Source organism: Lysinibacillus halotolerans, assembly GCF_003711845.1.
In the GTDB taxonomy this organism is placed as follows: domain Bacteria; phylum Bacillota; class Bacilli; order Bacillales_A; family Planococcaceae; genus Ureibacillus; species Ureibacillus halotolerans.
This window is the reverse complement of sequence record NZ_RHLQ01000006.1, coordinates 1-25,199: the sequence shown is the minus strand read 5'-3', so window position 1 is coordinate 25,199 and position 25,199 is coordinate 1. Positions and strand designations below refer to the sequence as shown.

At 34.9% G+C, this 25,199-nt stretch carries 25 protein-coding genes and 1 other annotated feature; of the genes, 16 read left to right on the top strand and 9 right to left on the bottom strand.

Features of this window, described 5'->3' with window-relative positions:
- Positions 1 to 118 precede the first annotated feature (118 nt).
- A complete protein-coding gene (locus tag EC501_RS04065) occupies positions 119 to 1,942 on the top strand; it encodes an oligopeptide ABC transporter substrate-binding protein (protein WP_122971020.1) in 1,824 nt (607 codons plus the stop codon).
- 97 nt (positions 1,943 to 2,039) lie between these two features.
- Here EC501_RS04065 and EC501_RS04060 read toward each other — a convergent pair whose 3' ends face one another.
- Together EC501_RS04060 and EC501_RS04055 are read right to left on the bottom strand one after the other, a co-directional pair.
- Positions 2,040 to 2,894: a DegV family protein gene (locus EC501_RS04060; RefSeq protein WP_122971019.1), complete on the bottom strand. Its 855-nt coding sequence runs from the start codon at positions 2,892 to 2,894 to the stop codon at positions 2,040 to 2,042.
- 94 nt (positions 2,895 to 2,988) lie between these two features.
- On the bottom strand, positions 2,989 to 3,795 hold the full coding sequence (locus tag EC501_RS04055) for a Cof-type HAD-IIB family hydrolase (RefSeq protein ID WP_122971018.1): 807 nt from the start codon (positions 3,793 to 3,795) through the stop codon (positions 2,989 to 2,991).
- A 211-nt stretch (positions 3,796 to 4,006) separates the two neighbouring features.
- On the opposite strand from EC501_RS04055, the gene EC501_RS04050 reads away from it, so the two are divergent.
- From EC501_RS04050 to EC501_RS04040, 3 genes are all read left to right on the top strand, one after another.
- Complete coding sequence (locus tag EC501_RS04050) at positions 4,007 to 4,771, top strand: prolyl oligopeptidase family serine peptidase (protein ID WP_122971017.1); 765 nt, start codon at positions 4,007 to 4,009, stop codon at positions 4,769 to 4,771.
- A gap of 54 nt (positions 4,772 to 4,825) precedes the next feature.
- Complete coding sequence (locus EC501_RS04045) at positions 4,826 to 5,140, top strand: metal-sulfur cluster assembly factor (protein ID WP_122971016.1); 315 nt, start codon at positions 4,826 to 4,828, stop codon at positions 5,138 to 5,140.
- 217 nt (positions 5,141 to 5,357) lie between these two features.
- On the top strand, positions 5,358 to 7,490 hold the full coding sequence (locus tag EC501_RS04040) for an ATP-dependent Clp protease ATP-binding subunit (protein ID WP_122971015.1): 2,133 nt from the start codon (positions 5,358 to 5,360) through the stop codon (positions 7,488 to 7,490).
- A gap of 111 nt (positions 7,491 to 7,601) precedes the next feature.
- Here the strand turns inward: EC501_RS04040 and EC501_RS04035 are convergent, their stop codons facing one another.
- Positions 7,602 to 7,793 (bottom strand): YjzD family protein, encoded by a 192-nt coding sequence (locus EC501_RS04035; protein WP_122971014.1) that lies wholly within the window; start codon positions 7,791 to 7,793, stop codon positions 7,602 to 7,604.
- A 190-nt stretch (positions 7,794 to 7,983) separates the two neighbouring features.
- Between EC501_RS04035 and EC501_RS04030 the strand changes: the two genes are divergently transcribed.
- Positions 7,984 to 8,922, top strand: a complete 939-nt coding sequence (locus EC501_RS04030) for a beta-ketoacyl-ACP synthase III (protein WP_122971013.1) — start codon at positions 7,984 to 7,986, stop codon at positions 8,920 to 8,922.
- A 68-nt stretch (positions 8,923 to 8,990) separates the two neighbouring features.
- Positions 8,991 to 10,226, top strand: a complete 1,236-nt coding sequence (gene fabF, locus EC501_RS04025) for a beta-ketoacyl-ACP synthase II (protein WP_122971012.1) — start codon at positions 8,991 to 8,993, stop codon at positions 10,224 to 10,226.
- Positions 10,227 to 10,501: 275 nt separating this feature from the next.
- On the opposite strand, the gene trpS is transcribed toward fabF, so the two are convergent.
- Entirely contained in the window at positions 10,502 to 11,491 is a 990-nt protein-coding gene (trpS, locus tag EC501_RS04015) for a tryptophan--tRNA ligase (protein ID WP_122971010.1), read from the bottom strand.
- An 84-nt stretch (positions 11,492 to 11,575) separates the two neighbouring features.
- Positions 11,576 to 11,793, bottom strand: a binding site (T-box leader).
- A 474-nt stretch (positions 11,794 to 12,267) separates the two neighbouring features.
- Between trpS and spxA the strand changes: the two genes are divergently transcribed.
- The 4 genes from spxA to pepF all read left to right on the top strand — a co-directional run bounded on the left by spxA (position 12,268) and on the right by pepF (position 16,878).
- On the top strand, positions 12,268 to 12,663 hold the full coding sequence (gene spxA, locus EC501_RS04010; protein WP_174232646.1) for a transcriptional regulator SpxA: 396 nt from the start codon (positions 12,268 to 12,270) through the stop codon (positions 12,661 to 12,663).
- Positions 12,664 to 13,077: 414 nt separating this feature from the next.
- The gene (gene mecA / locus EC501_RS04005; protein WP_122971008.1) at positions 13,078 to 13,731 is read left to right on the top strand and encodes an adaptor protein MecA; all 654 of its coding nucleotides are present in this window, start codon (positions 13,078 to 13,080) and stop codon (positions 13,729 to 13,731) included.
- Between the two features lie 151 nt (positions 13,732 to 13,882).
- Positions 13,883 to 15,016, top strand: coding sequence for a competence protein CoiA (locus tag EC501_RS04000; protein ID WP_122971007.1), 1,134 nt, complete (start codon positions 13,883 to 13,885; stop codon positions 15,014 to 15,016).
- Between the two features lie 53 nt (positions 15,017 to 15,069).
- Positions 15,070 to 16,878, top strand: coding sequence for an oligoendopeptidase F (gene pepF, locus EC501_RS03995; RefSeq protein WP_122971006.1), 1,809 nt, complete (start codon positions 15,070 to 15,072; stop codon positions 16,876 to 16,878).
- 415 nt (positions 16,879 to 17,293) lie between these two features.
- On the opposite strand, the gene EC501_RS03990 is transcribed toward pepF, so the two are convergent.
- From EC501_RS03990 to EC501_RS03975, 4 genes are all read right to left on the bottom strand, one after another.
- Positions 17,294 to 18,106, bottom strand: coding sequence for a DsbA family protein (locus EC501_RS03990; RefSeq protein WP_122971005.1), 813 nt, complete (start codon positions 18,104 to 18,106; stop codon positions 17,294 to 17,296).
- On the bottom strand, positions 18,103 to 18,504 hold the full coding sequence (locus EC501_RS03985; protein ID WP_122971004.1) for a globin domain-containing protein: 402 nt from the start codon (positions 18,502 to 18,504) through the stop codon (positions 18,103 to 18,105). Before EC501_RS03985 ends, EC501_RS03990 begins: the two co-directional genes overlap by 4 nt.
- Before the next feature lie 219 nt (positions 18,505 to 18,723).
- Positions 18,724 to 19,473 carry a lytic transglycosylase domain-containing protein gene (locus EC501_RS03980; RefSeq protein WP_277749708.1) on the bottom strand — a complete coding sequence of 250 codons (750 nt, stop codon included), beginning with the start codon at positions 19,471 to 19,473 and terminating at the stop codon, positions 18,724 to 18,726.
- A gap of 6 nt (positions 19,474 to 19,479) precedes the next feature.
- Positions 19,480 to 20,070, bottom strand: a complete 591-nt coding sequence (locus EC501_RS03975; protein ID WP_338322884.1) for a CYTH domain-containing protein — start codon at positions 20,068 to 20,070, stop codon at positions 19,480 to 19,482.
- Positions 20,071 to 20,170: 100 nt separating this feature from the next.
- On the opposite strand from EC501_RS03975, the gene EC501_RS03970 reads away from it, so the two are divergent.
- From EC501_RS03970 to EC501_RS03945, 6 genes are all read left to right on the top strand, one after another.
- A complete protein-coding gene (locus tag EC501_RS03970; RefSeq protein WP_122971001.1) occupies positions 20,171 to 20,557 on the top strand; it encodes a UPF0738 family protein in 387 nt (128 codons plus the stop codon).
- Between the two features lie 84 nt (positions 20,558 to 20,641).
- Positions 20,642 to 21,316, top strand: coding sequence for a GTP diphosphokinase (yjbM, locus tag EC501_RS03965; protein WP_122971000.1), 675 nt, complete (start codon positions 20,642 to 20,644; stop codon positions 21,314 to 21,316).
- Between the two features lies 1 nt (position 21,317).
- The gene (locus tag EC501_RS03960) at positions 21,318 to 22,112 is read left to right on the top strand and encodes an NAD kinase (RefSeq protein ID WP_241559269.1); all 795 of its coding nucleotides are present in this window, start codon (positions 21,318 to 21,320) and stop codon (positions 22,110 to 22,112) included.
- A 12-nt stretch (positions 22,113 to 22,124) separates the two neighbouring features.
- Complete coding sequence (locus EC501_RS03955; RefSeq protein ID WP_122970998.1) at positions 22,125 to 23,033, top strand: RluA family pseudouridine synthase; 909 nt, start codon at positions 22,125 to 22,127, stop codon at positions 23,031 to 23,033.
- 128 nt (positions 23,034 to 23,161) lie between these two features.
- Positions 23,162 to 24,538: a magnesium transporter gene (gene mgtE / locus EC501_RS03950; RefSeq protein WP_122970997.1), complete on the top strand. Its 1,377-nt coding sequence runs from the start codon at positions 23,162 to 23,164 to the stop codon at positions 24,536 to 24,538.
- A gap of 74 nt (positions 24,539 to 24,612) precedes the next feature.
- On the top strand, positions 24,613 to 24,945 hold the full coding sequence (locus EC501_RS03945) for a 4-diphosphocytidyl-2C-methyl-D-erythritol kinase (RefSeq protein ID WP_122970996.1): 333 nt from the start codon (positions 24,613 to 24,615) through the stop codon (positions 24,943 to 24,945).
- 102 nt (positions 24,946 to 25,047) lie between these two features.
- On the opposite strand, the gene EC501_RS03940 is transcribed toward EC501_RS03945, so the two are convergent.
- On the bottom strand, positions 25,048 to 25,199 hold a 152-nt coding region (locus EC501_RS03940), incomplete at its 5' end, for a transposase (protein WP_148037794.1).

Genomic DNA, 25,199 nt, shown 5'->3' with positions numbered 1-25,199 from the left:
GTTGTATTAAAACTTTTTAGAAATCATTTTGGTACCGCCATATTTACAATTTAAAAGTAAATATGTTTGACTATATATAAATTTTAAACAGGTACAAAAAGAAAAGGGAGGAAAAGGAATGAAAAAAACAAAGTGGTCGTTATTGGCGCTATTATTTTCTGTCTTACTAGTTTTAACTGCTTGTAATGGCGGAGATGATAAGCCAGCTGAAGACACAAAAGGTACGGAAGATACAGGTACGGAGAAAGATGCAAAAAATCCTGATGAGTTATTTACACTTGCAGTAGAAAATGAGGAAGAAGCGATTGAAGGTGGAACGCTTCGTGTTGCCATGGTGAAAGATGAGCCTTTCCAAGGGATTTTTAACTGGGAACTTTATGAAGACGCTTATGATTCATATCTTATGGACTGGGCTACAAATGTCATTTTTGAAACAGATGAAAACTTTATGATTACAGATACAGGTCTTGCTACAATAGATGTAGACCAAGATAATAATAAAGTAACAGTGAAAATTCGTGAAGGTGTGAAATGGTCTGATGGTGAACCATTTACGATTGAGGATGTCATTTTACCATATTTAATTATCGGACACCCAGATTACACTGGAGTTCGTTATGATACTCAATTCCAAAATATTGTTGGTGCGGAAGAGTATAATGCTGGAAAAGCTGATACGATTTCAGGTCTTAAGAAAATCGATGATCATACTCTAGAAATTAGCTTTAAACAATTATCGCCTGCCATTTATTATTCTGGTGATGGTTTATGGTCCTATGCAGCACCAAGTCACCAAATTAAAGATATTCCAGTTGCAGAATTAGTAGAGTCTGATGCAGTTCGTAAAAATCCTGTAACGTTAGGTGCATTCAAAATTGACAAAATTGTACCTGGTGAATCGGTGCAATACTCTCGAAACGAGCATTACTGGAAAGGTGTACCAAAACTTGATGGTGTTGTAGTTGAAGTAGTTCCGAGCAGCTCTATTTCAGTTGCAATCAAATCTGGAGAATATGATGTTATTCAAAGCTTTAACGCAACAAAAATGCCAGAAATTGAAAACTACGACAATATTACAGTGTTAGGTCGCCAAGAGCTTTACTATTCTTATTTAGGATTTAAAGTAGGTAAATACGACTTTGAAAACAATACAGTTGTAACAGATTTAGAAGGTTCAAAAATGGGTGATGTCAAATTACGCCAAGCAATGGGCTATGCTTTAGATATCGAACAAGTTTCGGAAGTGTTCTATAATAACCTTCGTGAACGTGCAAATTCTTTAATTCCACCAGTATTTAAAGCATTCTATGACGATTCTTTAGAAGGATACACTTATGATCCAGAAAAAGCGAAAGCACTATTAGATGAAGCTGGATATAAAGATGTAGATAATGATGGAATCCGTGAAGATAAAAACGGTGAAAAATTAGAAATTAAATTAGCTGCAATGTCAGGGGATGCTACACAAGAAGAAATTATCGCATTCTACCTTCAAAACTGGAAAGATGTTGGATTAAATGTAACTTTATCAACTGGTCGTCTAATTGAGTTCAACTCATTCTACGATAAAGTTGAAGCAGATGATCCGGAAATTGATATGTTCATGGGTGCTTGGGGAACAGGTACAAACCCATCTCCAGCAGGACTATACGGCAAAGCGGACCAATTTAACTACAGTCGTTATACTTCTGAAGAGTTAGAAACAGCAGTTAAAAATATTGACTCACCAAAGGCGTTCGATACAAACTACCGTGCACAGGAATTTAAAAAATTCCAACAACATATCGAGGAAGTAGCAACAACTATTCCAATGCAATTCCGATATGAAATTTTCCCAGTTAATAAGCGTGTGAAAAACTTCAGTATCGAATATGGAAATGAATACAAAGATCATTTACATGAAATCGAATTAACTGCTGAAGAACCAGTTGCTTCTAACTAATGATAAATGAAAGGATGAATCGAAGAGTTCCACTCTTTGATTCATCCTTTTAATTTGGAAAATAGAAAAAAGTTGTCCCATAGGAACAACTTTTCCGTTATGAATAGTCTTTATCTGTAAAGAAAATAGCAATTGTGCCAGGTCCAGAATGGGCGCCAATAACAGCTCCAACCATTGTCATCTCAAATGCTTTTGGTTTTAACTTTTCTTCGATTAATGCTTGTATTTCTTGAGCAAACTCTAAATCATCGCCATGGCTTATTCCGACGATTTTATTCGAGAAGTCGCCACCTCGTTCAACCATTAAATCGATCATACGATTAATCGCCTTTTTACGACCCCGAATTTTCTCAAGGGGAATCAATTTCCCATCTTCTACATGTAAAATCGGTTTTATACTTAATAGGCCACCGATAAAGGCGCTGGATTTGGAAAGTCTTCCTCCAGCTGCTAAATAATCTAAATTTTCCACTGTGAAAAGGTGGGTCATATGTTCAGCTAAATGGGCAATCCGAGACGTCATTTCATCTAAAGATAAACCTTCCTTACGCAACTTAACAGCTTCTTTTACAAGTAAGCCACAGCCTAGAGAAGCACATTTCGAATCGATAATTTTCAATTTGAAATTTGGATAATTTTCGCGTACCTGTGCAGCAATCATGACCGCGGTGCTATATGTACCCGATAAGTTGGATGAAAAGGCAATATAAAGCCCTTCTTCATCATTTTTCGCGAGTTTTTCAAATTCATTTAAAAATACTTCAGGTGACACTTGAGACGTTTTTGGCGTAACTCCCTGTCTCATCGCATCATATACCGTTTTAGGATCAATATCTATGATGTCATTGTACTCTGTATGATTTAAATCAACTCGTAATGCAAATAATTCGACGTCTTCCTCTGTGAAAAATTGCTTTGGTAAATCACAGCCACTATCTGCAAAAATTTTCATAAATCTACCTCCTTGAATGATGAATGGTATTTTTCAGTCATTCTCATGTTGAGGATAAAGAGGAAATAAAAAGGATTTCCACCGATATCTATACTTACAATTTTAGTCTTTCTATTAGGACTTTGGCAATCCCATCTTCATTATTACTTAATGTAATTTCATTGGCGATATTTTTTAAATCATCTATTCCGTTGGACATTGCAACACCGATTCCTGCATAGTCGATCATTTCTAGATCGTTATCTTCGTCACCGAAGGCAATGATTCTTTCGCGGGGAATATTCAAATCCTTTGCGACGAGGGATATGCCTACCGCTTTATTTAAACCTTTTCGGACGATTTCAACTATATGGAAAGGTGCCCCCCATCGGCGATGTTCAATAAGTTCTGCATGGACGCTTTCTAAATGATCTCGAATACCTGGTACATTTACTTCTTCTGCGTGGATTAGTAAACTCGTTGGGTCTTCATTTAAGTTTCCTCTTAAATTTCCAATTGTGACGCGAGGATCGCCCATTTTGAAAATATCCATCATCGTTTTGTCCTCTACATGAATAAACACGTCGTCCATTACTTCCGCTATTAAATTTTCATATTGATACTTATCAACGGAGTCAACGACATCATATACGACATTCAGATCGATAGGTGAGTGAACAGTTTTCCATGCATTATTTTTCGGATGATGGATGAGAGCACCATTAAAGTTTACAATCGGTGTATTTAACATTAACTCATTATAATACAATTGGCTTGCTCTAAATGGACGTCCAGTCGCAATCATCACTTGATGACCTGCTTCTTTTGCTTTCATTAAAGTTGCTTTTGTTTTTTCAGAAATTTGTTGTTTGTCGGTTAATAACGTTCCGTCTAAATCTAATACGATTAAATGTTGTTTCATAAGGAATTCTCCTTTCTCTATCTTACTGATTTTATCCCTTATGGATATATTTAGTCAAAATTTTGTATTTTATATTCCTTTCATTCAGAAAAAAATTTCCAACAGTGATATGATGTTCTTAGAGTAGTTTTTTCTACTACAAATAAAACTATAAGAGAAAACGACTCAGGAAATGATGTATTGTTCAATATATTAAAGGAGTGACAAGAAGATGCTTGTTCAAGAGGATATGTGGAATGGGATTCCTTTATTACACGTTTATAATAATTCGATGACGCCACAATCACCGGTCGTAATCTTTTTACACGGTTTTGGAAGCGCAAAAGAACATAACTTACACTATGCTTATCAATTCGTAAAAAAGGGTATTCGTGTCATCTTACCGGATGCTCATTTACATGGTGATCGTTCTGAAAATCTTTCTGAAATGAAAATGAATGTTCACTTTTGGGAGATTGTATTAAAGTCCATTAAAGAAGTGGACATATTATATAATGAGCTACAAAAAAGAGAACTTTTAACTTCCGGAAAAGTAGGAATCGCTGGAACATCTATGGGAGGAATTGTCACTTGCGGTTGCCTAAATACTTATGACTGGGTTTATGCGGCTGGTATATGTATGGGAGCTCCTGGATATGTTGAACTTTCTAACTATCAATTAGACCAATTTGAATCATTAGGTGTTAAGTTACCAATGGATGATCATCAGAAGGAACAGTTACAAGCGCTTTTAGCAGAAAATGATATAACAAAGGATCCTACTCGTTTCAATCAAAGACCAGTTATTTTCTGGCATGGTCATAAAGATGAGACTGTACCATTTAAAAATACATATCATTTTTATACTCAATTGCGTTCATACTATGAACAAACACCTGAACGATTAAAATTTGTAGAGTCACCTAATTATGGACATAAAGTTCCTCGATCTGGTGTACTTGCTGTAACGGAGTTTCTTTCACATCATTTGGCATAACGAATTTGGTTTGCTATGATATAAGTCAATAGGAAATGAAAGGAGAAACGGAAAATGGCTATTAGTGAAGAAATGAAAGAAAGTATTTTAGGTGCTTTAGAAAATGTCATTGATCCTGAGTTAGGTATTGATATCGTTAACTTAGGTTTAGTATATGAAGTTGATTTAAATGAAGAAGGGGTAGCCAAAATTACGATGACCCTAACATCTATGGGATGCCCATTAGGTCCAGTTATTGTAGACCAAATTAAAACAGCATTAAGTGATTTACCTGAAGTAAAAGACGTAGATGTCAACATCGTTTGGCAACCAGCATGGTCAAAAGATAATATGTCACGTTATGCAAAAATGGCTTTAGGTATTCGATAAAATCGCTCGTTAAGTTCTGAGTGAAAAAGAAAAGTGTAGTATAAGTCACGTTGACTTACACTGCACTTTTTTATTTTTTATTGAAACTTGAATGGGAATAAACGTTATGTCTAAAACTTTTTAGTGTCAATTTTTGCATTGCTCCCTTAAACAACATATAATTGAAATAGTCAAAAAAGGTCAAATTAATTTCATCTTTTGAAAGGGTGTTAATTGAATGCAATTTCAACAACAAGACAATCGCAGTCCATTAGAACAATTTGGTCGCAATTTAATTGAAGAAGTAAAAAGTGGGAAAATGGATCCCGTTATTGGTCGAGATGAAGAGATTAGAAATGTCATTCGTATCCTATCAAGAAAAACGAAAAATAACCCTGTCTTAATTGGTGAGCCGGGTGTAGGTAAAACGGCGATAATAGAAGGATTAGCTCAAAGAATTGTTAGAAAAGATGTGCCAGAAGGTTTAAAGGATTGTATTTTATACGAGCTTGATATGAGTTCATTAATTGCGGGGGCAAGTTACCGTGGACAATTTGAGGAACGATTAAAAGGCGTTTTAACGGAAGTGAAAAATTCAGACGGAAAAATTATTATATTTATCGACGAAATTCATACGATTGTTGGAGCCGGCAAAACAGATGGTGCAATGGATGCTGGTAATATGTTAAAGCCGATGTTAGCCCGTGGAGAACTCCATTGTATCGGTGCAACGACATTAGATGAATACCGGATGTATATAGAAAAGGATCCGGCATTAGAACGTAGATTCCAACAAGTAATGGTTCGGGAACCTTCCATTGAAGATACGGTTTCCATTTTACGTGGACTAAAAGAACGTTTCGAATTACATCATGGGGTACGGATTCATGATAGAGCGATAATCGCGGCAGCCCAATTATCAAATCGCTATATTACGGATCGTTTTTTACCGGATAAAGCAATTGATTTAATTGATGAAGCATGTGCTATGATTCGTACGGAAATTGATTCGATGCCTCAAGAACTAGATTCGGTAACAAGACGTGTCATGCAATTGGAAATTGAGGAGCAAGCATTGACGAAAGAAAACGATGAAGGAAGTAAAAAACGTCTCGAATCATTAAATAGCGAATTGGCCACATTAAAAGAAAATTCTGAAAAGATGCGGAAACAATGGGAAGAAGAAAAGGAAAGTTTACAAAAAATCCAACAGAAACGGGAACAATTAGATCAATATCGTCGCGATTTAGAAGAGGCGGAAAGTAAATATGATTTAAATAAAGCAGCAGAACTACGCCATGGTAAAATTCCAGCTTTGGAAAAAGAATTAGCGAGTCTCGAAGAACAATTGAAAGTTGGTTCTGAAAATAGAATTTTACGTGAAGAAGTAACGGCAGAAGAAATTGCATCCATCATTTCTAGATGGACAGGAATTCCTGTAACAAAGTTAGTGGAGGGGGAACGGGATAAGTTATTACGCTTAAAGGATACGTTACATGAACGAGTAGTTGGACAAGATACGGCTGTTAATCTAGTTACAGAAGCCGTTTGGCGTGCCCGTTCAGGAATTAAAGATCCGAACAGACCAATTGGTTCCTTTATTTTCTTAGGCCCTACCGGAGTAGGGAAAACGGAACTTGCGAAAGCGTTAGCAGCTCAACTATTTGATTCAGAAGAGCATTTTATTCGAATCGATATGAGTGAGTATATGGAAAAACATAGTGTTTCACGACTGGTTGGAGCACCTCCTGGATATGTTGGATATGAAGAAGGTGGCCAATTAACAGAAGCGGTCCGTAGAAACCCATATTCAGTCGTTCTATTGGATGAAATTGAAAAAGCCCATTCAGATGTGGCAAATATATTATTACAAATATTAGACGATGGTAGAATTACAGATAGTCAAGGTCGACTAGTCAACTTTACAAATACAGTAGTCATTATGACATCTAATATAGGTTCCCATTATTTACTGGAATCAAAACTAGAACAACAAGAAGCAGTAGAAGATTTAGTAATGAATGAACTTCGGTTACACTTTAAACCAGAATTATTAAACCGAATAGATGATATTATTCTTTTCCATGCACTATCTTCAAAACATTTTAGTGATATTACTTGGAAATATATTGAACAATTACGTAAACGAATAGCAGAACAAGAAATCAATCTAGTAGTGGATGAACGCGTAGTGGATTGGATTGTTGAGCAAGGAAGCGATCCCCAATTTGGGGCAAGACCACTAAAACGTTTTATCCAGCGTCATGTTGAAACAGCTGTGGCTAGAGAATTATTAAAAGGGGAAGTACTACCAGGCGATACATTACATGTAACGATGGAAAATGACCAACTAACTGTGTGGAAAGAATAGAAAAGTTCAACTGACATAAAAAAGCGGGTAACTCTTCATTGGAGTTACCCGTTCTCTATTAAATTCTCTATAAAATAAGAAAAGCACTTCTATATGGAAGTGCTTTTCTTATTAGTGATGATCCGCTTCAGGAGTCGGCTCGTTCGGAATGATTGCACTAATAATAAAGATTAAAACAGTAAAAATAACTGCAAGGATTGCACTAGTTGTTAAGCTGAATTCTACGGCTAAAATGGAACTTACAACATAGTTTAACATCGTAACTAAAAGGAAAGACCATACTAAAGTCATTAAATATCGCATTCATTTCACCTCTAAAAACTTTTTAAGTTAGTATACCTATATTCATCTTATTTATCATAACATAGGTCTGTAAAAAAGAACAATAAAGTTTTAGAACAATTCGTGAATTAAAAGGTTGAGGAAAAAATCTTTATGAGCTATAATTAAGACCAAGTACTAATTGTTAGTCGTAAAAACAGGGGGTTAAAAAATGAATGCTGGGATAATTGGAGTAGGCAAATATGTTCCCGAAAAAGTAGTGACAAATTTTGATTTAGAGAAAATTTTAGATACAAATGATGAATGGATTCGTACTCGAACTGGAATTCAAGAAAGAAGAATTGCGAGTGAAAACGAAGATACATCAGATTTAGCCTATGCAGCAGCTGCATCTGCTATAAAAAATGCTGAAATTTCAGCGGATCAAATCGGTTTAATTTTAGTGGCAACGGTAACACCTGACCGTGGATTCCCGAGCGTTGCTTGTCAATTACAGGAAAAACTAGGTGCTGTCAATGCCGCAGCAATGGATGTTTCCGCGGCATGTGCAGGGTTTATGTACGGACTTTCTACAGCAAAACAATTTGTTGAAAGCGGAAGTTATCAATATGTGTTAGTAGTAGGTGCTGAAAAATTATCCAAGATTACGGATTGGACAGACAGAAACACGGCAGTATTATTCGGTGATGGTGCTTGTGCAGCAGTGATTGGGCAAGTGAGTGAAGGTAGAGGTATTCTATCTTTCGAGTTAGGTGCAGATGGAACTGGCGGTAAACATTTATTTTTAAATGATCAAAAAGCGATTGCTATGAATGGCCGTGAAGTATTTAAATTTGCTGTGAGACAGATGGGAGAATCAGCGATTTCAGTTTTAGAAAAAGCAGGTCTATCAAAAGAAGATGTAGACTTTTTAATCCCTCACCAAGCAAATATTCGAATTATGGAAGCGTCTAGAGAACGATTGAATTTGCCAGAAGAAAAATTATCCAAACGTATTCATAAGTATGGAAATACTTCTTCAGCATCTATCGGACTTGCGTTAGTAGATGAATTAGAAGCTGGAAAAATTAAAGATGATGATATTATCGTTTTAGTTGGATTTGGCGGAGGACTTACATGGGGCGCTGTAGTGCTCAAATGGGGAAAATAATAGAAATCATAGCGTTTTTATAGTAACCTAATAAATAGTTTAGAACCTAAGGGGGATAAAGAGAAACCATGAAAAGAAGAGTCGTGATTACAGGTGTCGGAGCTGTTACACCGCTTGGTAACACAATTGAAGAGACATGGGAAAATTTAATTGCTGGAAAATCAGGTGTTGGACCTTTAACGAGAGTGGATGCTGAAAAGTTTCCTGTTAAAGTAGCAGCTGAAGTAAAGGATTTTGATATTGAACAATATATAGATAGAAAAGAAGCACGAAAAATGGACCGTTTTACTCATTATGCGTTAGCTTCTTCTATCATGGCAGTAAAAGATGCTGAGCTTGAGATTACGGAAGAATTGGCACCACGAGTAGGTGTTTGGATCGGTTCAGGTATAGGTGGTATGGAAACTTTTGAAAATCAATTCGAAACGTTCCAACAACGTGGGGTACGTCGGGTAAGCCCATTCTTTGTACCGATGATGATTCCAAACATGGCTTCTGGTCAAGTGTCCATTCACTTAGGAGCAAAAGGTATCAATTCATGTTCTGTAACGGCATGTGCATCTGGGACTAACTCAATCGGGGATGCTTTTAAAGTAATCCAACGTGGCGATGCAGATGTGATGATTACTGGTGGTGCTGAGGCGCCAATCGTAAATATGGCAGTAGCAGGATTTTGCTCAAGTACTGCATTGTCATTAAATCCGGATGCCCAAACTGCTTCCCGTCCATTTGATGCGAATCGTGATGGATTTGTTATTGCAGAAGGTGCTGGTATTTTAGTATTAGAAGAATATGAACTTGCTAAAAAACGTGGTGCAAAAATTTATGCAGAAATAGTAGGATATGGTGCAACAGGTGATGCTTATCATATTACTGCTCCAGCTCCAGAAGGTGAAGGAGCTGCCCGTGCTATTCAACAAGCATTAGATGATGGTGAAGTAAGTCCATCATTAGTAGGTTATATTAATGCCCACGGAACAAGTACTCAATATAACGATTTATTTGAAACAAAAGCCGTAAAAACAGTATTTGGCGATCATGCATACAAATTGGCAATGAGTTCAACGAAATCGATGACAGGTCATTTACTAGGTGCTGCTGGTGGGGTAGAAACAATCTTTACTGCTTTAGCGTTAAAAGAAGGTGTTTTACCGCCTACAATTAATTTAGAAAATCCTGATCCAGAATGTGATTTAGATTATGTACCAAACACTGCACGTAGAGAATTTGTAGAATATGCAATGAGTAATTCCCTTGGCTTTGGTGGTCATAATGCAAGTTTATTGTTGAAAAAAGTCGATTAATTTTAATTCTGACATTATGTCGAAATAAAAGATGCCTTTAGCGAAAAGCTAAAGGCATTTTTGTTTATGAAAATGAATATTTAGTTATTAAAGGATGGTGGACATGTTTCGATTTATGCTCTTTTTATTTAGCTATGGAATTTGTGTCATGTCAGTAGGGAACTTACTACTTTATTTAAATTATCGAACACTAGGTTATTCATGGTCAGCAGTTTGGTCATTTATTGTTGGAACCCATGAATTATACATAGCGATCGTGTCACTGATTATTTTATTTATTTTGATTTTCGACCTAATCCCATCGCGTTTTCCATTTTCTTAATCGTTTTAGATGCAATGGCATTGGCTTTCTCTGCCCCTTCATCTAAAATGCGATCTAACTCTTCAGAATGAATTAACTCGTTAAAGCGTTCTTGGACAGGCGTCAAATGTTCAATTAAACTTGTTGCGACCCCTTCTTTGAAAGCACCGTAGCCTAAGCCATCATATTTTTTTACTAATGTGGCAATATCTAGCCCTGTAACAGCTGATTCAATTGTTAATAAATTTGAAACACCTGGCTTATTCGTTTCATCAAATGCTACAAAGCCATCTGAATCCGTAACGGCAGATTTAATTTTCTTTTCAATTTGTTTTGGCGTATCGAGTAAACGAATCGTTGCCTTCGTATTTGGGTCAGATTTGCTCATTTTTTTCGTTGGTTCTTGAAGGGATTTAATACGAGCCCCTGCCTTCGGTAATTGAATTTCAGGAATGACAAAGACATCGCCGAATCGCTTATTAAAGCGTTCTGCTAAATCGCGAGTTAACTCGATATGTTGTTTTTGGTCTTCTCCAACTGGTACGATGTTTGTATTGTATAAAAGAATATCACCAGCCATTAATGGTGGGTAAGTTAAAAGACCAGCATTCACCGATTCTTTTCCATCGGATTTATCTTTAAATTGGGTCATACGTTCAAGTTCCCCAATCGTTGCTACACATTGTAACATCCAGCCAGCTTGAGCATGGGCGGGTACTTCCGATTGGATAAATAATGTTGCCTTGTTTGGATCAATTCCAACTGCTAAATAAGTTGCAGCTAATGTACGAATGTTTGATTGTAATTCTTTAGGATCTTGTGGAACGGTAATTGCATGCTGGTCTACTATACAATAAATGGCGTTTCCTTCATCTTGAAGGGCTGGAAACTGCATAAGTGCTCCTATGTAATTTCCTAATGTAATAACTCCTGTTGGTTGAACACCTGAAAAAATCGTTTTCATGTAAAAACCTCCTAATGTTCTTTAAAGATTTAATCTTTTTAAAAGTAAGCATAAAAAAACATCATACGTCCATACGTTTTCACGTAATGGGACGAATGATGTTGAATCCGCGGTACCACCCAGTTTGTCATTAATGACCACTTTGACTTCGTAACGAGAAGTAAACGGGCTTTACTACTAAAAGTGTAAGTTCATAAAGCCAACTCGAAAGTCCATTCCTATTGCTCCGTCTTCTGTTTACACCAACCACAGATTCTCTATGCACGGTAGGCAAAAGTACTACTCTTTTTCATCGTTTTTTCAATTTGTTTAAAAATTATATAAAAAATTAGAACTAAAAGCAAATATTAATTTATTTCTATTGTTGGAATGAAAATGAAAAAGTTTGGGTAGGATTGTATCGAAGAACGCAATAAATCGTTTTCCAGTTACGCTTTTCTTGAAAAAAACGTACTATTTAACAGAAAGTTGCGATATCTTCTCGATTAATGTCGGCTAATTGAGAATATTGAAATTGATGAATGGAAATAGTTTAATTTTTTATCTATAAGGGAAATAAATAGAGTAACTAACAATAAATTAAGAAATTCCGTTTTAAAAGAGAAAAAAATGACATAATTAATGTGACATGTTAATTCTTTTTTAATGGTAAGCTATATCCAAATGAAAAAGATTGTTGTATAATGAAAACATGTTTTTAAATTAAATTAATTCTAAACTAATAAAAGCTTGAGAATATACACACCGATACCACTTAGGAAGGAAGTGTAATAATGATTGTAACATTATTTACATCACCAAGTTGTACATCTTGTCGAAAAGCAAAGGCATGGTTAGAAGAACATGAGATTCCATATAGAGAGCGTAACATATTTTCTGAGCCATTAACAATCAGTGAAATTAAAGAAATTTTACGAATGACTGAAGATGGAACAGATGAAATTATTTCGACACGTTCAAAAATTTTCCAAAAATTAAATGTTGATGTGGAAAGTTTACCATTACAACAATTATATGAATTAATTCAAGAATATCCTGGATTATTACGTCGACCTATCATTTTAGATGAGAAACGTTTACAAGTTGGATATAATGAAGATGAAATCCGACGATTTTTACCAAGGAAAGTTCGTGCTTTTCAATTGTTAGAAGCACAAAAAATGGTGAATTAATTATTTTTAGGAATATTTAGATTCGTTAATCGATAAAATCCATTAATCTTGGATTTTATCGTTTTTTATTTATATATCTAATTCTATTTTATAAAGTAGAAAAAAAGGAAAATTTTAATTCATTTTTCAAATCGTTATACTTGATTTCATCTGTATAGTCAACTACAATTTCAATATTCAAATTATTTTATTTGAACAGTGTTTTTTTCTTTTCATTTTAAATAGGTAATCATACAATAGAGTTATAGAATAAAGCATAGATATAAATAAAAACCGTTTTGTTCTGTAGCAAAAATTGCATTGTATTACTGGTCGTAAGTTTTTGAATTGTCAGGTTAAAACTGTACAATACAAAACATACTAAGAACGCTTTCTTTGTTTTTCAACGAATGACTGTGAAGGGAGTTGAGTCTAATGGACATCGAACGCGTAAACGAAAACACAATTAAACTCTTCATTACTTATCGTGATATTGAAGATCGTGGTTATAGTCGTGAGGAGATTTGGTATAACAGAGCAAAAGGGGAAGAACTTTTCTGGGATATGATTGGAGAGATCAATACAGAAGATTACTTTGATCTTGATGGACCAATTTGGATACATGTGAATGCTTCTGAACATGGTCTTGAAGTGATTGTAACTCGTGCTAATATAAATTCAGATGGTGAATCCAATTCATTATTATCAAGTTTTGAGGAACATCGAGATGCTGCCCATAACAAAAATTTAGATGAATCCATTTTTGATTCCTTTGAAGAAGAAGAAGTAAATCATCAAGGAACAAATCATATCTCTATTTACAAATTTAAAGATATTGATGAAATTATTCCTGTAGCAAATCGTTTGCTTCCATTCGGATTACAATCTTCTTTATTCAAATTTGAAAAATACTATTATGTAGCGATTGATTTTTCAAATATCACTGAAAAAGTTGAACGCCAAAATATTCGTTCCATTATTAATGAATATTTAGGTAGCTCGAAAATTTCGATTTATCGATTACAAGAATATGGTGAAGCAATCATGCCAGAAGATTGTTTTGAAACTGTAATTCAATATTTTGGATAAAATAAAACGAGGTGTCTTTTTCAAGGCATCTCTTTTTTTGCTTCTTACAAAAGAAGTAGCATTGGAAATTTTTATTTTGAAGACTTTACTAGTGGAATTGTTGAAAACATCTTTGCTCCTTTTTTAAAATAATAAAAAAGGGAGGTAAACAATGCTTGTAGCTTACACTGAACAAAATAAACGATTTGTACTGAATTCAAGCATACCGAAAACAACATTAAAGCAACTCAGACAAATGGAAAGATTTTATTGTCCCCAATGTAAAGAGCCCCTTCTATTGAAAATTGGTACTTTTAAAATTCCCCATTTTGCCCATTATTCCAAAAAAGAATGTGAGCATCGCTTTTCTGAAAGAGAGTCAGAACAGCATTTGTTAGGAAAAGAACAGTTATATCAATTATTCCATTATCTTGGATTACAGGTTGAAATAGAACCTTACCTATCCGAATTAAAACAACGACCAGATTTACTAATAGAAAAAGAAAATAGACGCTTTGCCATTGAATTTCAATGCAGTCCAATAACTTTACAACGATTGAAGGAGCGAAATTTCGGCTATAAAAGTAACGGGATTGTACCTTTTTGGATTCCGAAAACACCTAATAAAAGTTATCAAAAAGGAATACAAATAATATCTTTAAATAAACAACTCCAACTATTTAAGATGACTGTTGACCGACATTCTTATATTATGGAGTACAATCCAATAGTGCGACAATTTCTTTATATGACTAATCTCATGCATCTATATGGCAATCGTTTTATTTCCAAAGTACAAGTGATTCCCCGAATGAAACAGCAGTTTCCCTTTTATATACCTAAACAATTAACCGAACAGGAGTTTAAACAATATTTCATTTTATTTAATCGTGTGAAGCATAATTATTTACAATCAGTTTTATTCGTTAATAAAAAGGGGGTACATCATTTACTTTTAAGAAGCCTTTATGAACTTCGTTTAAATGGACAAACTCTCCCTAACTACATCGGCATACCGATTCATGGAAGTGAACATTTAAAAGTATCTCCATTAGAATGGCAAGCAGCCCTTTTTTATTTTTTGCACGTCACAAAAAAATCATTAGCCCAAATTAATCAAACCGTCATTCTACAATTTATAAAATGGGCAAAGTTACCTGAAACGAATTTTGCCATATCGGTTGTCCGTGATTATTGTAAAATACTCGAGTCTCTATCAATTGAGCATTATCGGCAATCAATTCATTACGAAGAATTATTTTATCAGTTATACAGCCATTTCCTTGCAATAAAAACTAAATATTGAGAAAATGGATTTGTAATTCGATTTACGAAATAAATGGTATGGGAGGTCATTACATGGCAAAAAAAGTGTTAACACGAGAAGAAGTACCTGTTGAATTAACATGGGATTTAGAAGGGATTTTTCCTTCAGACGAGGCATGGGAACAGGAATTTAAGGAAATTGAAAAAATACTACCAGAGGCGGATCAATATAAAGGAAAAGTAGCAGAAAGTGCAAAAAATTTATATGACACTTTACAATTTAGCGATAAATTATCCGAACGCTTTGGAAGACTTTATGTTTATAGCCATTTAAAACATGACCAAGATACGACGAATGGAAAGTATCAAGCGATGGATAGTCGAGTTCGTTCTTTAGGTGCGAAGTTATCTGCTGCATGGTCCTTCGTAACGCCAGAAATATTATCGATGGAAGAAGAAACGATACAACAATATATTCGTGAGTATGAGCCGTTAACTTTATATAATCAAATGTTAACGGAACTCAATTTACAACGTCCACATATTCTTACAGCAGATAAGGAAGAGCTCCTTGCCCAACTTGGAGAGGTGACAGGTTCCTCAAGAAATACATTTAGTGCATTAAATAATGCAGATTTAGAATTTCCTACTGTAAAAAATGATGATGGGGAAGAAATTCAGTTAACCCATGGCAATTATATAACGTTTCTAGAAAGTGATAACCGTGAAGTGCGAAAAAATGCTTTTAAAGCAATGTATGATACTTACGGTAGGTTTAAAAATACTTTTGCTTCTACTTTAGCTGGGAATGTAAAAAACCATAACGTTAGTGCTAGAGTACGACAATATAATTCTGCTAGACATGCGGCAATGAGCAATAATTATATTCCTGAGAAAGTGTACGATCAATTAATTTCGACCATTCATGAATTTTTACCTGTTCTTCATCGTTACGTGTCACTACGGAAACAAGTTTTAGGTGTTGAAGAGTTGCATATGTATGATCTATTTACACCGCTTGTAAAAGAAGTAAAAATTGAAATGCCTTATGAAAAAGCAAAAGACATTATGGTGAAAAGTTTTGAGCCACTAGGTGAAGAATATCAATCGAATGTTCAAAAAGGATTGGAAAGCCGTTGGGTAGATGTACTTGAAAATAAAGGAAAACGTAGCGGGGCATACTCTTCTGGTACTTATGGAACAAATCCATTTATTTTAATGAATTGGCAAAATAACTTAGATAATTTATTTACGTTAGCCCATGAATTTGGCCATAGTATGCACAGTTTCTATACTCGTCAAAATCAACCATATCCTTATGCTTCTTACTCTATTTTCGTTGCAGAGGTAGCATCAACATGTAATGAAGAATTATTATTTGATTATTTATTAAAAAATACAGAAGATCCGCAGCATAAAATTTATTTATTAAATCATTGGTTAGATGGATTCCGCAGTACCGTTTTCCGTCAAACGATGTTTGCTGAATTTGAGCATATCGTTCATGAATTGGATCGTAACGGGGAAGCCATTACAGCTGAACGACTAAATGAAATTTATTATGACTTAAATAAACAATATTTCGGCGATGACATGACAGTCGATGAAGAAATTGCATTGGAATGGGCAAGAATTCCTCATTTCTACATGAACTATTATGTTTACCAATATGCAACTGGACAAAGTGCTGCCACTGCCTTAAGCAAACAAATTTTAGAAGAAGGGAAACCTGCTGTAGATCGTTATATTAACAATTTCTTAAAAGCTGGTTGTTCCAACTTCCCAATAGAAGTATTAAAAGCAGCAGGTGTGGATATGGAGTCTCCAAAGCCTATTCAAGATGCATGTAAAGTATTTGAAGAAAAATTAAATGAATTAGAAAGCCTTTTATTAAAAAAGTAAATAAAACGAATCTTGTTGGTGCTACACATTAAAGTGTGGCACCATTTTTTTGTAAAAAATCTATGAAAATATACTTTTCCATTAATATATTTTTCATTTAAAACTGCCTTCGGAGAGGATGGAAACCATTGAAAACGTTTACTATTTGACGATTTTGTGAAACAACTGTAGTTTCGTTGCATCCCTTATCTTTCCGTGATAAAGTAAATACGTGAAATAAATCACATAACAAACATACACCCCTTTGTTTGAACGTGAACATTTCTCCCATCCCCTTTGTGAAAAGAGGCGTCATTATTCTTGTAGAAGGATAATGACGCCTCTTTTATTTTGTTCATATATTTCCAATAAAAAAAGACAAAGACAATGAAAGTCTCTGTCTATTAATAGAATAATAGATGAAATAATAAGTGCTCTATTGAATACATTTTTTGCGCCATAACGTTACATCATCGTTTGCTAGGCGTTCAATTTTTTGCTGAAGCATTCGTTTTTTTAATTCTCGTTCTGCTTCTTGATGAGAAATTGAATAAATTTCTGCCACATCACTAGTCGTTAGTATATGGAAGCGATTAAACAATTCATCAAAGGTAGGAAGGGGATTACAAGTGATTTCTTCATTGATCATCTCTTGTAAAATTTGAACATAAACTTCATAGGCATACATTCCACTAACTTTTAATCCCTCATCTTCAATACATTCATTAAAGAAAACAATTGTTGGAATTTCGTCAACTTCCATCTCATGGGTTATATGCAAATCACATTGAAAGGCTCTTGCTGCTTCCTTCGAACCGAAATCGGAAATGAATTCATCAAAATCGATATTTGATTCTTTTGCAATTTCAATTAACGCAGAATAGGAAGTTACATTTTTCGTTTTTAATAACGCATGTTCTTGTAGCTTTAATAAATAGCGAGTCGCAGCTTTTTTACCTTGAAGTTCCGCTGCTTTAATCGCAATAGATGGGAGTGCCGGATGGGTAATGTCCAATTCGGCACCAGTCATGCATCCCTTTGTACGACGACTTAGCGTATTTAAAGAGGCTAGCTTTGTACTTAAAATATAACGCCAAGTAAAATAATGTTCATACTCTACAGTTAACTTTCGTAGCATCGTTTGCATTGTTAATGCCTTTTTACAAAGTGGATCGAGAAAAATATATAATTCTATTGGTTTTGTAATAGAAGGTGCGGCAGGTTTCGATAATAATTGGACATTATTCATTCAAACTCCTCCTCATCTTCATTTGGCGAATTAATCATATGATTAGCCGTTAAGACAAGTCGTTGATAATAGACTTCACGGAATTTGCCTTCCAATCCGACTTCATCCATCGCCTCTTTCATACATTCCAACCAAGCTTGTGCACGATCTGGTGTAATTTTAAAAGGTATATGACGAGCTCTTAACATCGGATGACCGTGTTCTTCTGTATATAGATTTGGCCCACCTAAGTACTGGGTCTGAAATTGAATTTGTTTTCTAATAGTTTCAGTTAAATCTTCTGGGAAGATCGGTTTTAACTGTGGATGCTTCGCAACACGTTTATAAAAAGCGTGAAGGAGGTCAGAAAGTTTTTCAGCACCAATTTCCTCGTAAGGAATCGTATATTTTCGATTCATAGGTGTACTCCTTTACTTCTTTTATAAGTATACGTAATGAAATATCTGCGTATTGCATACCGTATAATCAATTGACAACAAAAGTAATTAAGCCAAAATAGCTATCGTTAGTAACCTTTATCAAAAGGTGTTAGTTATATTCTAACAACGTAATCCCTTTTTCACAAACAAATCGCATATATGAGGGGAAAATAGATTGAAAGAATGACTGTAAACCTATTACGCCTTGTAATATCCTAATACGTTATTAACATAATGTATAGTTTCTTTAAATGGTGGAATGCCGTCATATTTCGTTACATTCCCTGGTCCCGCATTGTATGCTGCTAAAGCAAGTTCAACGTTCTGATCAAATTTATTTAACATTTGACTTAAATATTTTGTTCCACCCATAATATTTTGGACAGGGTCAGTTGGATCTTCTACACCGAGGTATCTAGCTGTGCCTGGCATTAGTTGCATTAAGCCTGTAGCGCCAGCGGAACTAACCGCCTTTTCATTAAAGTTTGATTCTTGCTTAATAACTGATGCAATTAGTTTTTCAGGCACTCCATATAATTCAGATGCCTGTGCAATAATATCAGCATATGCTTCAGCACCAGCTAATACATTTTTGTAACCTGTCGAATTAACATAATCTTTATTTATATGGTTTGTAAATAGATTGTTATCAACGTCTTGAATTAATTCGTTGTAATAAGGAGATAAATATTGGGCATCACTGTTATAGGCAAAATTTGATAAGTAATTATTATCTATTAAATTCGTTGTAGGTTCATTTTGTATGCTTGCATAATAGCCAAGTAAATTTTCTGAGCTATTTATGGAAGTGGATGAAGTCAGCATCATTTCTTCCAATAATTGTGTAAAGATGGAATTGCCATCCGATAACGATTGAACGTTTGATATGTTACCAAATGATTGAATTGCTTGAAGTTCAAGTAACTTCTTCATTGATGATATTTCCAATCCGCTTCAACCCTTCCTATCATTTAAAGCTTTCATAAAGCGGGCGATTTTTTTATCTGCCGCTTGAATAGCGATTTGATTTTCTTCTAAAAAGTTCTGGAAAATTTCTTTTCCTTCGATTTCATTATCTGTTTCATATTCTACCTCATAATCATCACACTGCAAATAGAAAGAGTGGTCAAATACAAGAGTTCCACCTTTGTAATTAATTTCCACACGGTCTGTCGTTAATGAACCGAATAATTTTAATTCTTCAATGGGAATGTTCAATCGATTTAATTGTTCCTTTACTTTGTCGGCAACAAATCCATTTCCTTGAAGCATATTACGAGCTTGCTCCTCAGTAATTTCTTCCGTTGTTTCTAGGTGAATGTTTTCTGCTGTTTTTTCTTTTAATGTGACAACAGTTTTATTTTTTGTTTGGCGAATCCGCAATCCAGAAGATAATGCTTTTAAATGAAATTGGGGAGTATCAAAGTAATGATTCGTTTGACGGACAATCATTTTTTCTTCTACTTGGAATTTTTTTAATAAGTTTTCATATTGTTCTTTTGTTAGTACATTTTTAAATTCAATTTCAAATTGTTGATTCATCATTTTTTCCTTTCTAAATATGTAATTTTCCACATTCTTTTTCTCGAAATGGAGGGGGCTATGTTAAAATATGAAAAGATAAGTGGTGAAGGGAAGTTACATAATGCGAAACCTTTATAAAATAGAGAAATGTCAATACTTACATAACGATTTACACTTTAGTTTAAACGAAAGTCTAAATAGAATACAAATTGAACCTGCTGGACAAGTTCTTGCAGATTCGGATAACCTCGCTTTTATTTATTTAGTTGAAGAGGGGGATGGGTATAGCTACGTACAAATTCCTCAAAAATTTTGGTCAGAACTTGTTCAATTAGTGAAGCTAAACCGTGATCCTTATTTAATGGTGAAAGATGAAAAAATTAAATTAACCAACTTTACGGAAGAATTGCATTCCCTTCTTTTCAATATTGAAGGAAATGATAATTACGGAAATGAGTTTGTTGGTACTGTAGAAAAAATTTTTAAAGAAATTTTAATTGGTGAATAGTAGGTAAACAAAATCATTTGCAAAGCCTAAAAAATGAATCATAAGCCAGAAATAATGCTGTCTTTGCGTTGGGGGGAGTCTTCTATGGTACCATGGGGTACATTTCTAAGTCCGTACAAACAGGCTGTAGATGAATTGAAAATTAAATTAAAAGGGATGCGTTCACAATTTGGAATTACGGGATCAACTTCTCCAATTGAATTTGTGACAGGTCGGGTAAAGCCATTAGCTAGTATATACGATAAAACCCTGGAAAAAGGAATAGCCTTTGAACCTTCTCAACAATTGGCTACCGAATTACAAGATATCGCAGGGCTACGAATTATGTGCCAGTTTGTTGATGATATTTCAACGGTAGTAAATTTAATTCGTCAACGGGATGATTTGAAAGTAATTGAAGAAAAAGACTATATTACACATAGTAAACCGAGCGGCTATCGATCTTATCATATGATTGTGGAGTATCCGGTAGAGACGATAACTGGCAAAGTGGAAGTATTAGCAGAAATTCAAATTCGTACCCTTGCTATGAATTTTTGGGCTTCCATTGAACATTCATTAAACTATAAATATAAGGGAATATTCCCAGAAGAAATTAAATATCGATTACAAAACGCGGCGGAAGCAGCTTTTAAATTAGATGAAGAAATGTCTTCGATTCGTAGTGAAATTCAGGAAGCTCAAGTTTACTTCAGTGAGATTAAAGAAGCAATCAATCCAAAAATACGATCAACTAATGAGGGAAAGGAGCGTGAGTAAATTGAAATTTTCTATTCAATCACGCAGAGATTCTCAATCGAATGAATTAATGGAACTTGCCAAAACGTATTTACAAGATTTTGGACTTGTCTTAGATGATGAAGAGCCGGAAATTGTTATTTCCATTGGTGGAGATGGGACGCTATTGCATGCCTTCCATCGCCATTCCCATCGTCTAAATGAAGTTGCCTTTGTTGGGATTCATACAGGTCATCTTGGTTTTTATGCTGACTGGAAACCGTCAGAGTTAGAGAAATTAGTATTATCAATAGCGAAAAATGAGTTCAATGTTGTGGAATATCCTTTGTTGGAAGTGCAAGTCCATACCCATCACGCCGAAACTGCAAATTATTTAGCTTTAAATGAGGCAACAATCAAATCTCCGGATGTTACGTTAGTAATGGATATTGAACTTAATGGGAATCAATTTGAGCGATTCCGTGGAGATGGCCTTTGTGTTTCAACTCCTTCAGGAAGTACGGCATACAATAAAGCGTTAGGTGGAGCAATTATTCACCCGACTTTGCAAGCATTTCAAATAACGGAAATGGCTTCGATTAATAATCGCGTTTTCCGTACCGTTGGATCTTCCCTTGTGTTACCTGCCCATCATAGTTGCACGTTAAAGCCGGTAAAAGACCAACAATTTACGATGACAATTGATCATATCCATCTCATCCAGGATGATTTAAAATGCGTTACTTTCAAAGTAGCAAACGAAAAAGTACGATTTGCCCGATTCCGTCCATTTCCATTTTGGGAGAGGGTACATGATTCATTCGTGTCGAATGAATAATGAGGAGAACATATGGGAAAAAGATTTCAATTACAATTCCAAGCGGAAGTAGATGGCCAACTTTTGCGGGATGCCATTAGTCGCCAAGGTATTTCTAGAAAAGCTTTAACATCGATTAAATTTAATGGTGGTACGATCCATGTTAACGGTGTGGAGCAAACTGTTCGTTATGTTTTAAAAAAGGGCGATCAAATTACAATTATTTTTCCAGAAGAAAAAGTAAGTAGTGGATTAATTGTAGAATACGGAAAATTGAATATTGTCTATGAAGATGAGGCATTGCTTATTTTAAATAAGCCTCCCTTTATGAATACAATCCCATCTCGGGAACAACCAACAGGTAGTATTGCCAATATGGTGAGTGGTTACTTTGAAGGGCAAGGTATTCCTTCTACTGTACATATTGTTACAAGACTTGACCGAGACACTTCCGGGTTACTGTGCATTGCAAAACATCGCCATATTCATCATTTGATGGGGCTACAACAAAGGAATAAGATGATCAATAAACAATACGAAGCGATGGTCCACGGTCATGTCGTATTAGATGAGCAAATTGTTGAAGCCCCAATCGGACGAAAAGAGACAAGTATTATAGAAAGGGAAGTTCGACATGATGGTCAATATTCCCGAACCGATGTTAAAGTCTTAAAAAGAGGGTATATGAAAAATGGAGAGCCGATTACCCATGTAAGGTTAAAGCTTCATACCGGAAGAACCCATCAAATACGTGTCCATATGGCTTATCTTGGTCATCCTTTAGTTGGAGATGAGCTATATGGAGGAAGTCGAGAGCTGTATAATAGACAAGCCCTTCATTGTGTTTTACTTGAAATGAACCATCCATTAACAGGAGAGAATTTACATTTTTCCAGTGAAATACTTGAATCGATGGCACGGTTATTGAATCATGAAAGTTGAAGATGTTCGAGTACTCGAACATCTTTTATTTTTCTGATGGAATTATAAAAATATTATGATGTTTTAAAAATAGGTTTACGTAGAAGCAAAATCCACCTATTATAATAACTTGAGAGGAGGGGACATGTATGGTAGAGCAACAACAAAATAAAAATGAAGAACTATATAATGTAGAAGAGTTACGTCAATATTTACTGGAAGGTAATATTGAAAGTTTCCGTGAAAGCTTTTTAGAACTTCATCCATATGATCAGGCACAATTTTATGAGAAGGTTGGACCTGACATACGTAAAACAATCTATCAATTCTTGTCTCCTCAAGAAATGGCTTTAATCTTTGAAGCAATTGAATTAGAAGATGAAGAATATGAACAATTTTTAAAAGAAATGGACACTGTATATGGGGCAGAAATGCTTTCTTATATGTATACCGATGATGCGGTGGACGTTTTAAATGAATTAGATGATGAACACCGTGAAAGCTATTTAGAAATTATGGATAGTGAAACGGTTGAAGAAATTAATGAGCTCCTAGCATATGAGGAATATACTGCTGGTGCCATTATGACGAAGGAATACGTTTCGATACTTGAAAATTCCACTGTACGTTCAGCCATGACGGTTCTTCGTAATGAAGCACCGAATGCGGAGACGATTTATTATGTATTTGTTGTGGATGAAAATCATTGTTTAACAGGCGTTATTTCGTTACGTGATTTAATTATTTCCGACGAAGATACGTTAATTAAAGATATTATGAACGAACGTGTTGTCTATGTAAAAGTTTCTGATGACCAAGAAGACATCGCGCAAATTATGAAAGACTATAACTTCCTTGCCATTCCGGTTGTAAATGAGTCAAATAAATTAATAGGGATTATTACAGTCGATGATATTATCGACGTTATCGATGAAGAGGCTTCCGACGATTATTCAAAGCTAGCTGGTGTAACGGATATTGACGATATTGAAGCAAGTCCCTTTAAAGCGGCAACAAAACGATTGCCTTGGCTCATTATGCTACTGTTTTTAGGAATGATAACGGCAACTTTAATGGGTCAGTTTGAAGAAACGTTAGATAAAGTTGCTTTACTCGCTTTATTTATTCCGCTCATTTCCGGTACTTCAGGGAATAGTGGGACACAAGCATTAGCTGTAGCCGTGCGCGGTATAGCAACAGGCGAAATTGATGAAAAAAGTAAAATGAAGATGTTGCTTCGGGAAGTGCTAACAGGATTAATAACAGGAATTGTTTGTGGGTTAATTGTCGTCGGGATTATTTTCGTATGGAAACATACGTTAGTTGTTGGGTTATTAGTAGGGGCGGCTATCAGTTGTTCAATATTAGTTGCTACGATTGCCGGTTCCTTTATTCCATTATTAATTCATAAGCTTGGAGTAGACCCTGCTGTCGCTTCAGGTCCTTTTATCACAACCCTTAATGACGTAACGAGTATATTAATCTACCTAGGATTAGCTACAACATTTTTAGGACAGTTGAGTTAACTTTAACAATGGAGGTGGCGTGATTCACGAAAAATTTCATTTTGCATATTTATAAGTAAAAAAGGATGTGTAAAATGGAAGAACCTTTATTGTTTATTCCAACTCCGCCGTTTTATTATATCGAGTTGGATAAGGAAGAAACGCAACAGTTTTTTGAAGAAAGTACTTCTGTCTATGAAATTTCTCGATCAGAGAAAACAAATTCGGTCATTGCAAAACAGCTTTATTATTTTTGTCAGCCAGTTAGAAAGAAAAGTGGACGTGTTCTCGTATTAAATTTACGAAATAACGAAAAAGTAATTGGTGTGATTGAAGAATTTGATGGCTATCAAGTGAAGATGAAAGTTAATGAAAATGTGGAAGTCATTAATGGAACAGATATTGTATCGATTTCTACAAAATATTAATAAAGAGGCTGGGACATAACTAGCTTCAAATAGTGGGAAAGGTGAATTTGAGGAAACTCAAATTCACCTTTCTCTATTTTTGTATGTAAATTCTTTTTTTCTTTAGTTAATGGCCATGAATTTTCTTAAATTCACAGCCATTAATGCGAGGCCCATTTCGTTTTCTACCTTCGATTTTCCTCGTACAGAAAATCGAGTGAAACGCAAATTAGCCTTCAAGAATCCAAAAACTGGTTCCACATCGATTTTGCGTC

What these genes read in the sequence shown, in the direction of transcription:
- EC501_RS04065 (WP_122971020.1), top strand. Translation starts at nt 119, where the DNA reads ATGAAAAAAACAAAGTGGTCGTTATTGGCGCTATTATTTTCTGTCTTA.
- EC501_RS04060 (WP_122971019.1), bottom strand. Translation starts at nt 2,894, where the DNA reads ATGAAAATTTTTGCAGATAGTGGCTGTGATTTACCAAAGCAATTTTTC.
- EC501_RS04055 (WP_122971018.1), bottom strand. Translation starts at nt 3,795, where the DNA reads ATGAAACAACATTTAATCGTATTAGATTTAGACGGAACGTTATTAACC.
- EC501_RS04050 (WP_122971017.1), top strand. Translation starts at nt 4,007, where the DNA reads ATGCTTGTTCAAGAGGATATGTGGAATGGGATTCCTTTATTACACGTT.
- EC501_RS04045 (WP_122971016.1), top strand. Translation starts at nt 4,826, where the DNA reads ATGGCTATTAGTGAAGAAATGAAAGAAAGTATTTTAGGTGCTTTAGAA.
- EC501_RS04040 (WP_122971015.1), top strand. Translation starts at nt 5,358, where the DNA reads ATGCAATTTCAACAACAAGACAATCGCAGTCCATTAGAACAATTTGGT.
- EC501_RS04035 (WP_122971014.1), bottom strand. Translation starts at nt 7,793, where the DNA reads ATGCGATATTTAATGACTTTAGTATGGTCTTTCCTTTTAGTTACGATG.
- EC501_RS04030 (WP_122971013.1), top strand. Translation starts at nt 7,984, where the DNA reads ATGAATGCTGGGATAATTGGAGTAGGCAAATATGTTCCCGAAAAAGTA.
- fabF (WP_122971012.1), top strand. Translation starts at nt 8,991, where the DNA reads ATGAAAAGAAGAGTCGTGATTACAGGTGTCGGAGCTGTTACACCGCTT.
- trpS (WP_122971010.1), bottom strand. Translation starts at nt 11,491, where the DNA reads ATGAAAACGATTTTTTCAGGTGTTCAACCAACAGGAGTTATTACATTA.
- mecA (WP_122971008.1), top strand. Translation starts at nt 13,078, where the DNA reads ATGGACATCGAACGCGTAAACGAAAACACAATTAAACTCTTCATTACT.
- EC501_RS04000 (WP_122971007.1), top strand. Translation starts at nt 13,883, where the DNA reads ATGCTTGTAGCTTACACTGAACAAAATAAACGATTTGTACTGAATTCA.
- pepF (WP_122971006.1), top strand. Translation starts at nt 15,070, where the DNA reads ATGGCAAAAAAAGTGTTAACACGAGAAGAAGTACCTGTTGAATTAACA.
- EC501_RS03990 (WP_122971005.1), bottom strand. Translation starts at nt 18,106, where the DNA reads ATGAATAATGTCCAATTATTATCGAAACCTGCCGCACCTTCTATTACA.
- EC501_RS03985 (WP_122971004.1), bottom strand. Translation starts at nt 18,504, where the DNA reads ATGAATCGAAAATATACGATTCCTTACGAGGAAATTGGTGCTGAAAAA.
- EC501_RS03975 (WP_338322884.1), bottom strand. Translation starts at nt 20,070, where the DNA reads ATGATGAATCAACAATTTGAAATTGAATTTAAAAATGTACTAACAAAA.
- EC501_RS03970 (WP_122971001.1), top strand. Translation starts at nt 20,171, where the DNA reads ATGCGAAACCTTTATAAAATAGAGAAATGTCAATACTTACATAACGAT.
- yjbM (WP_122971000.1), top strand. Translation starts at nt 20,642, where the DNA reads ATGGTACCATGGGGTACATTTCTAAGTCCGTACAAACAGGCTGTAGAT.
- EC501_RS03955 (WP_122970998.1), top strand. Translation starts at nt 22,125, where the DNA reads ATGGGAAAAAGATTTCAATTACAATTCCAAGCGGAAGTAGATGGCCAA.
- mgtE (WP_122970997.1), top strand. Translation starts at nt 23,162, where the DNA reads ATGGTAGAGCAACAACAAAATAAAAATGAAGAACTATATAATGTAGAA.
- EC501_RS03945 (WP_122970996.1), top strand. Translation starts at nt 24,613, where the DNA reads ATGGAAGAACCTTTATTGTTTATTCCAACTCCGCCGTTTTATTATATC.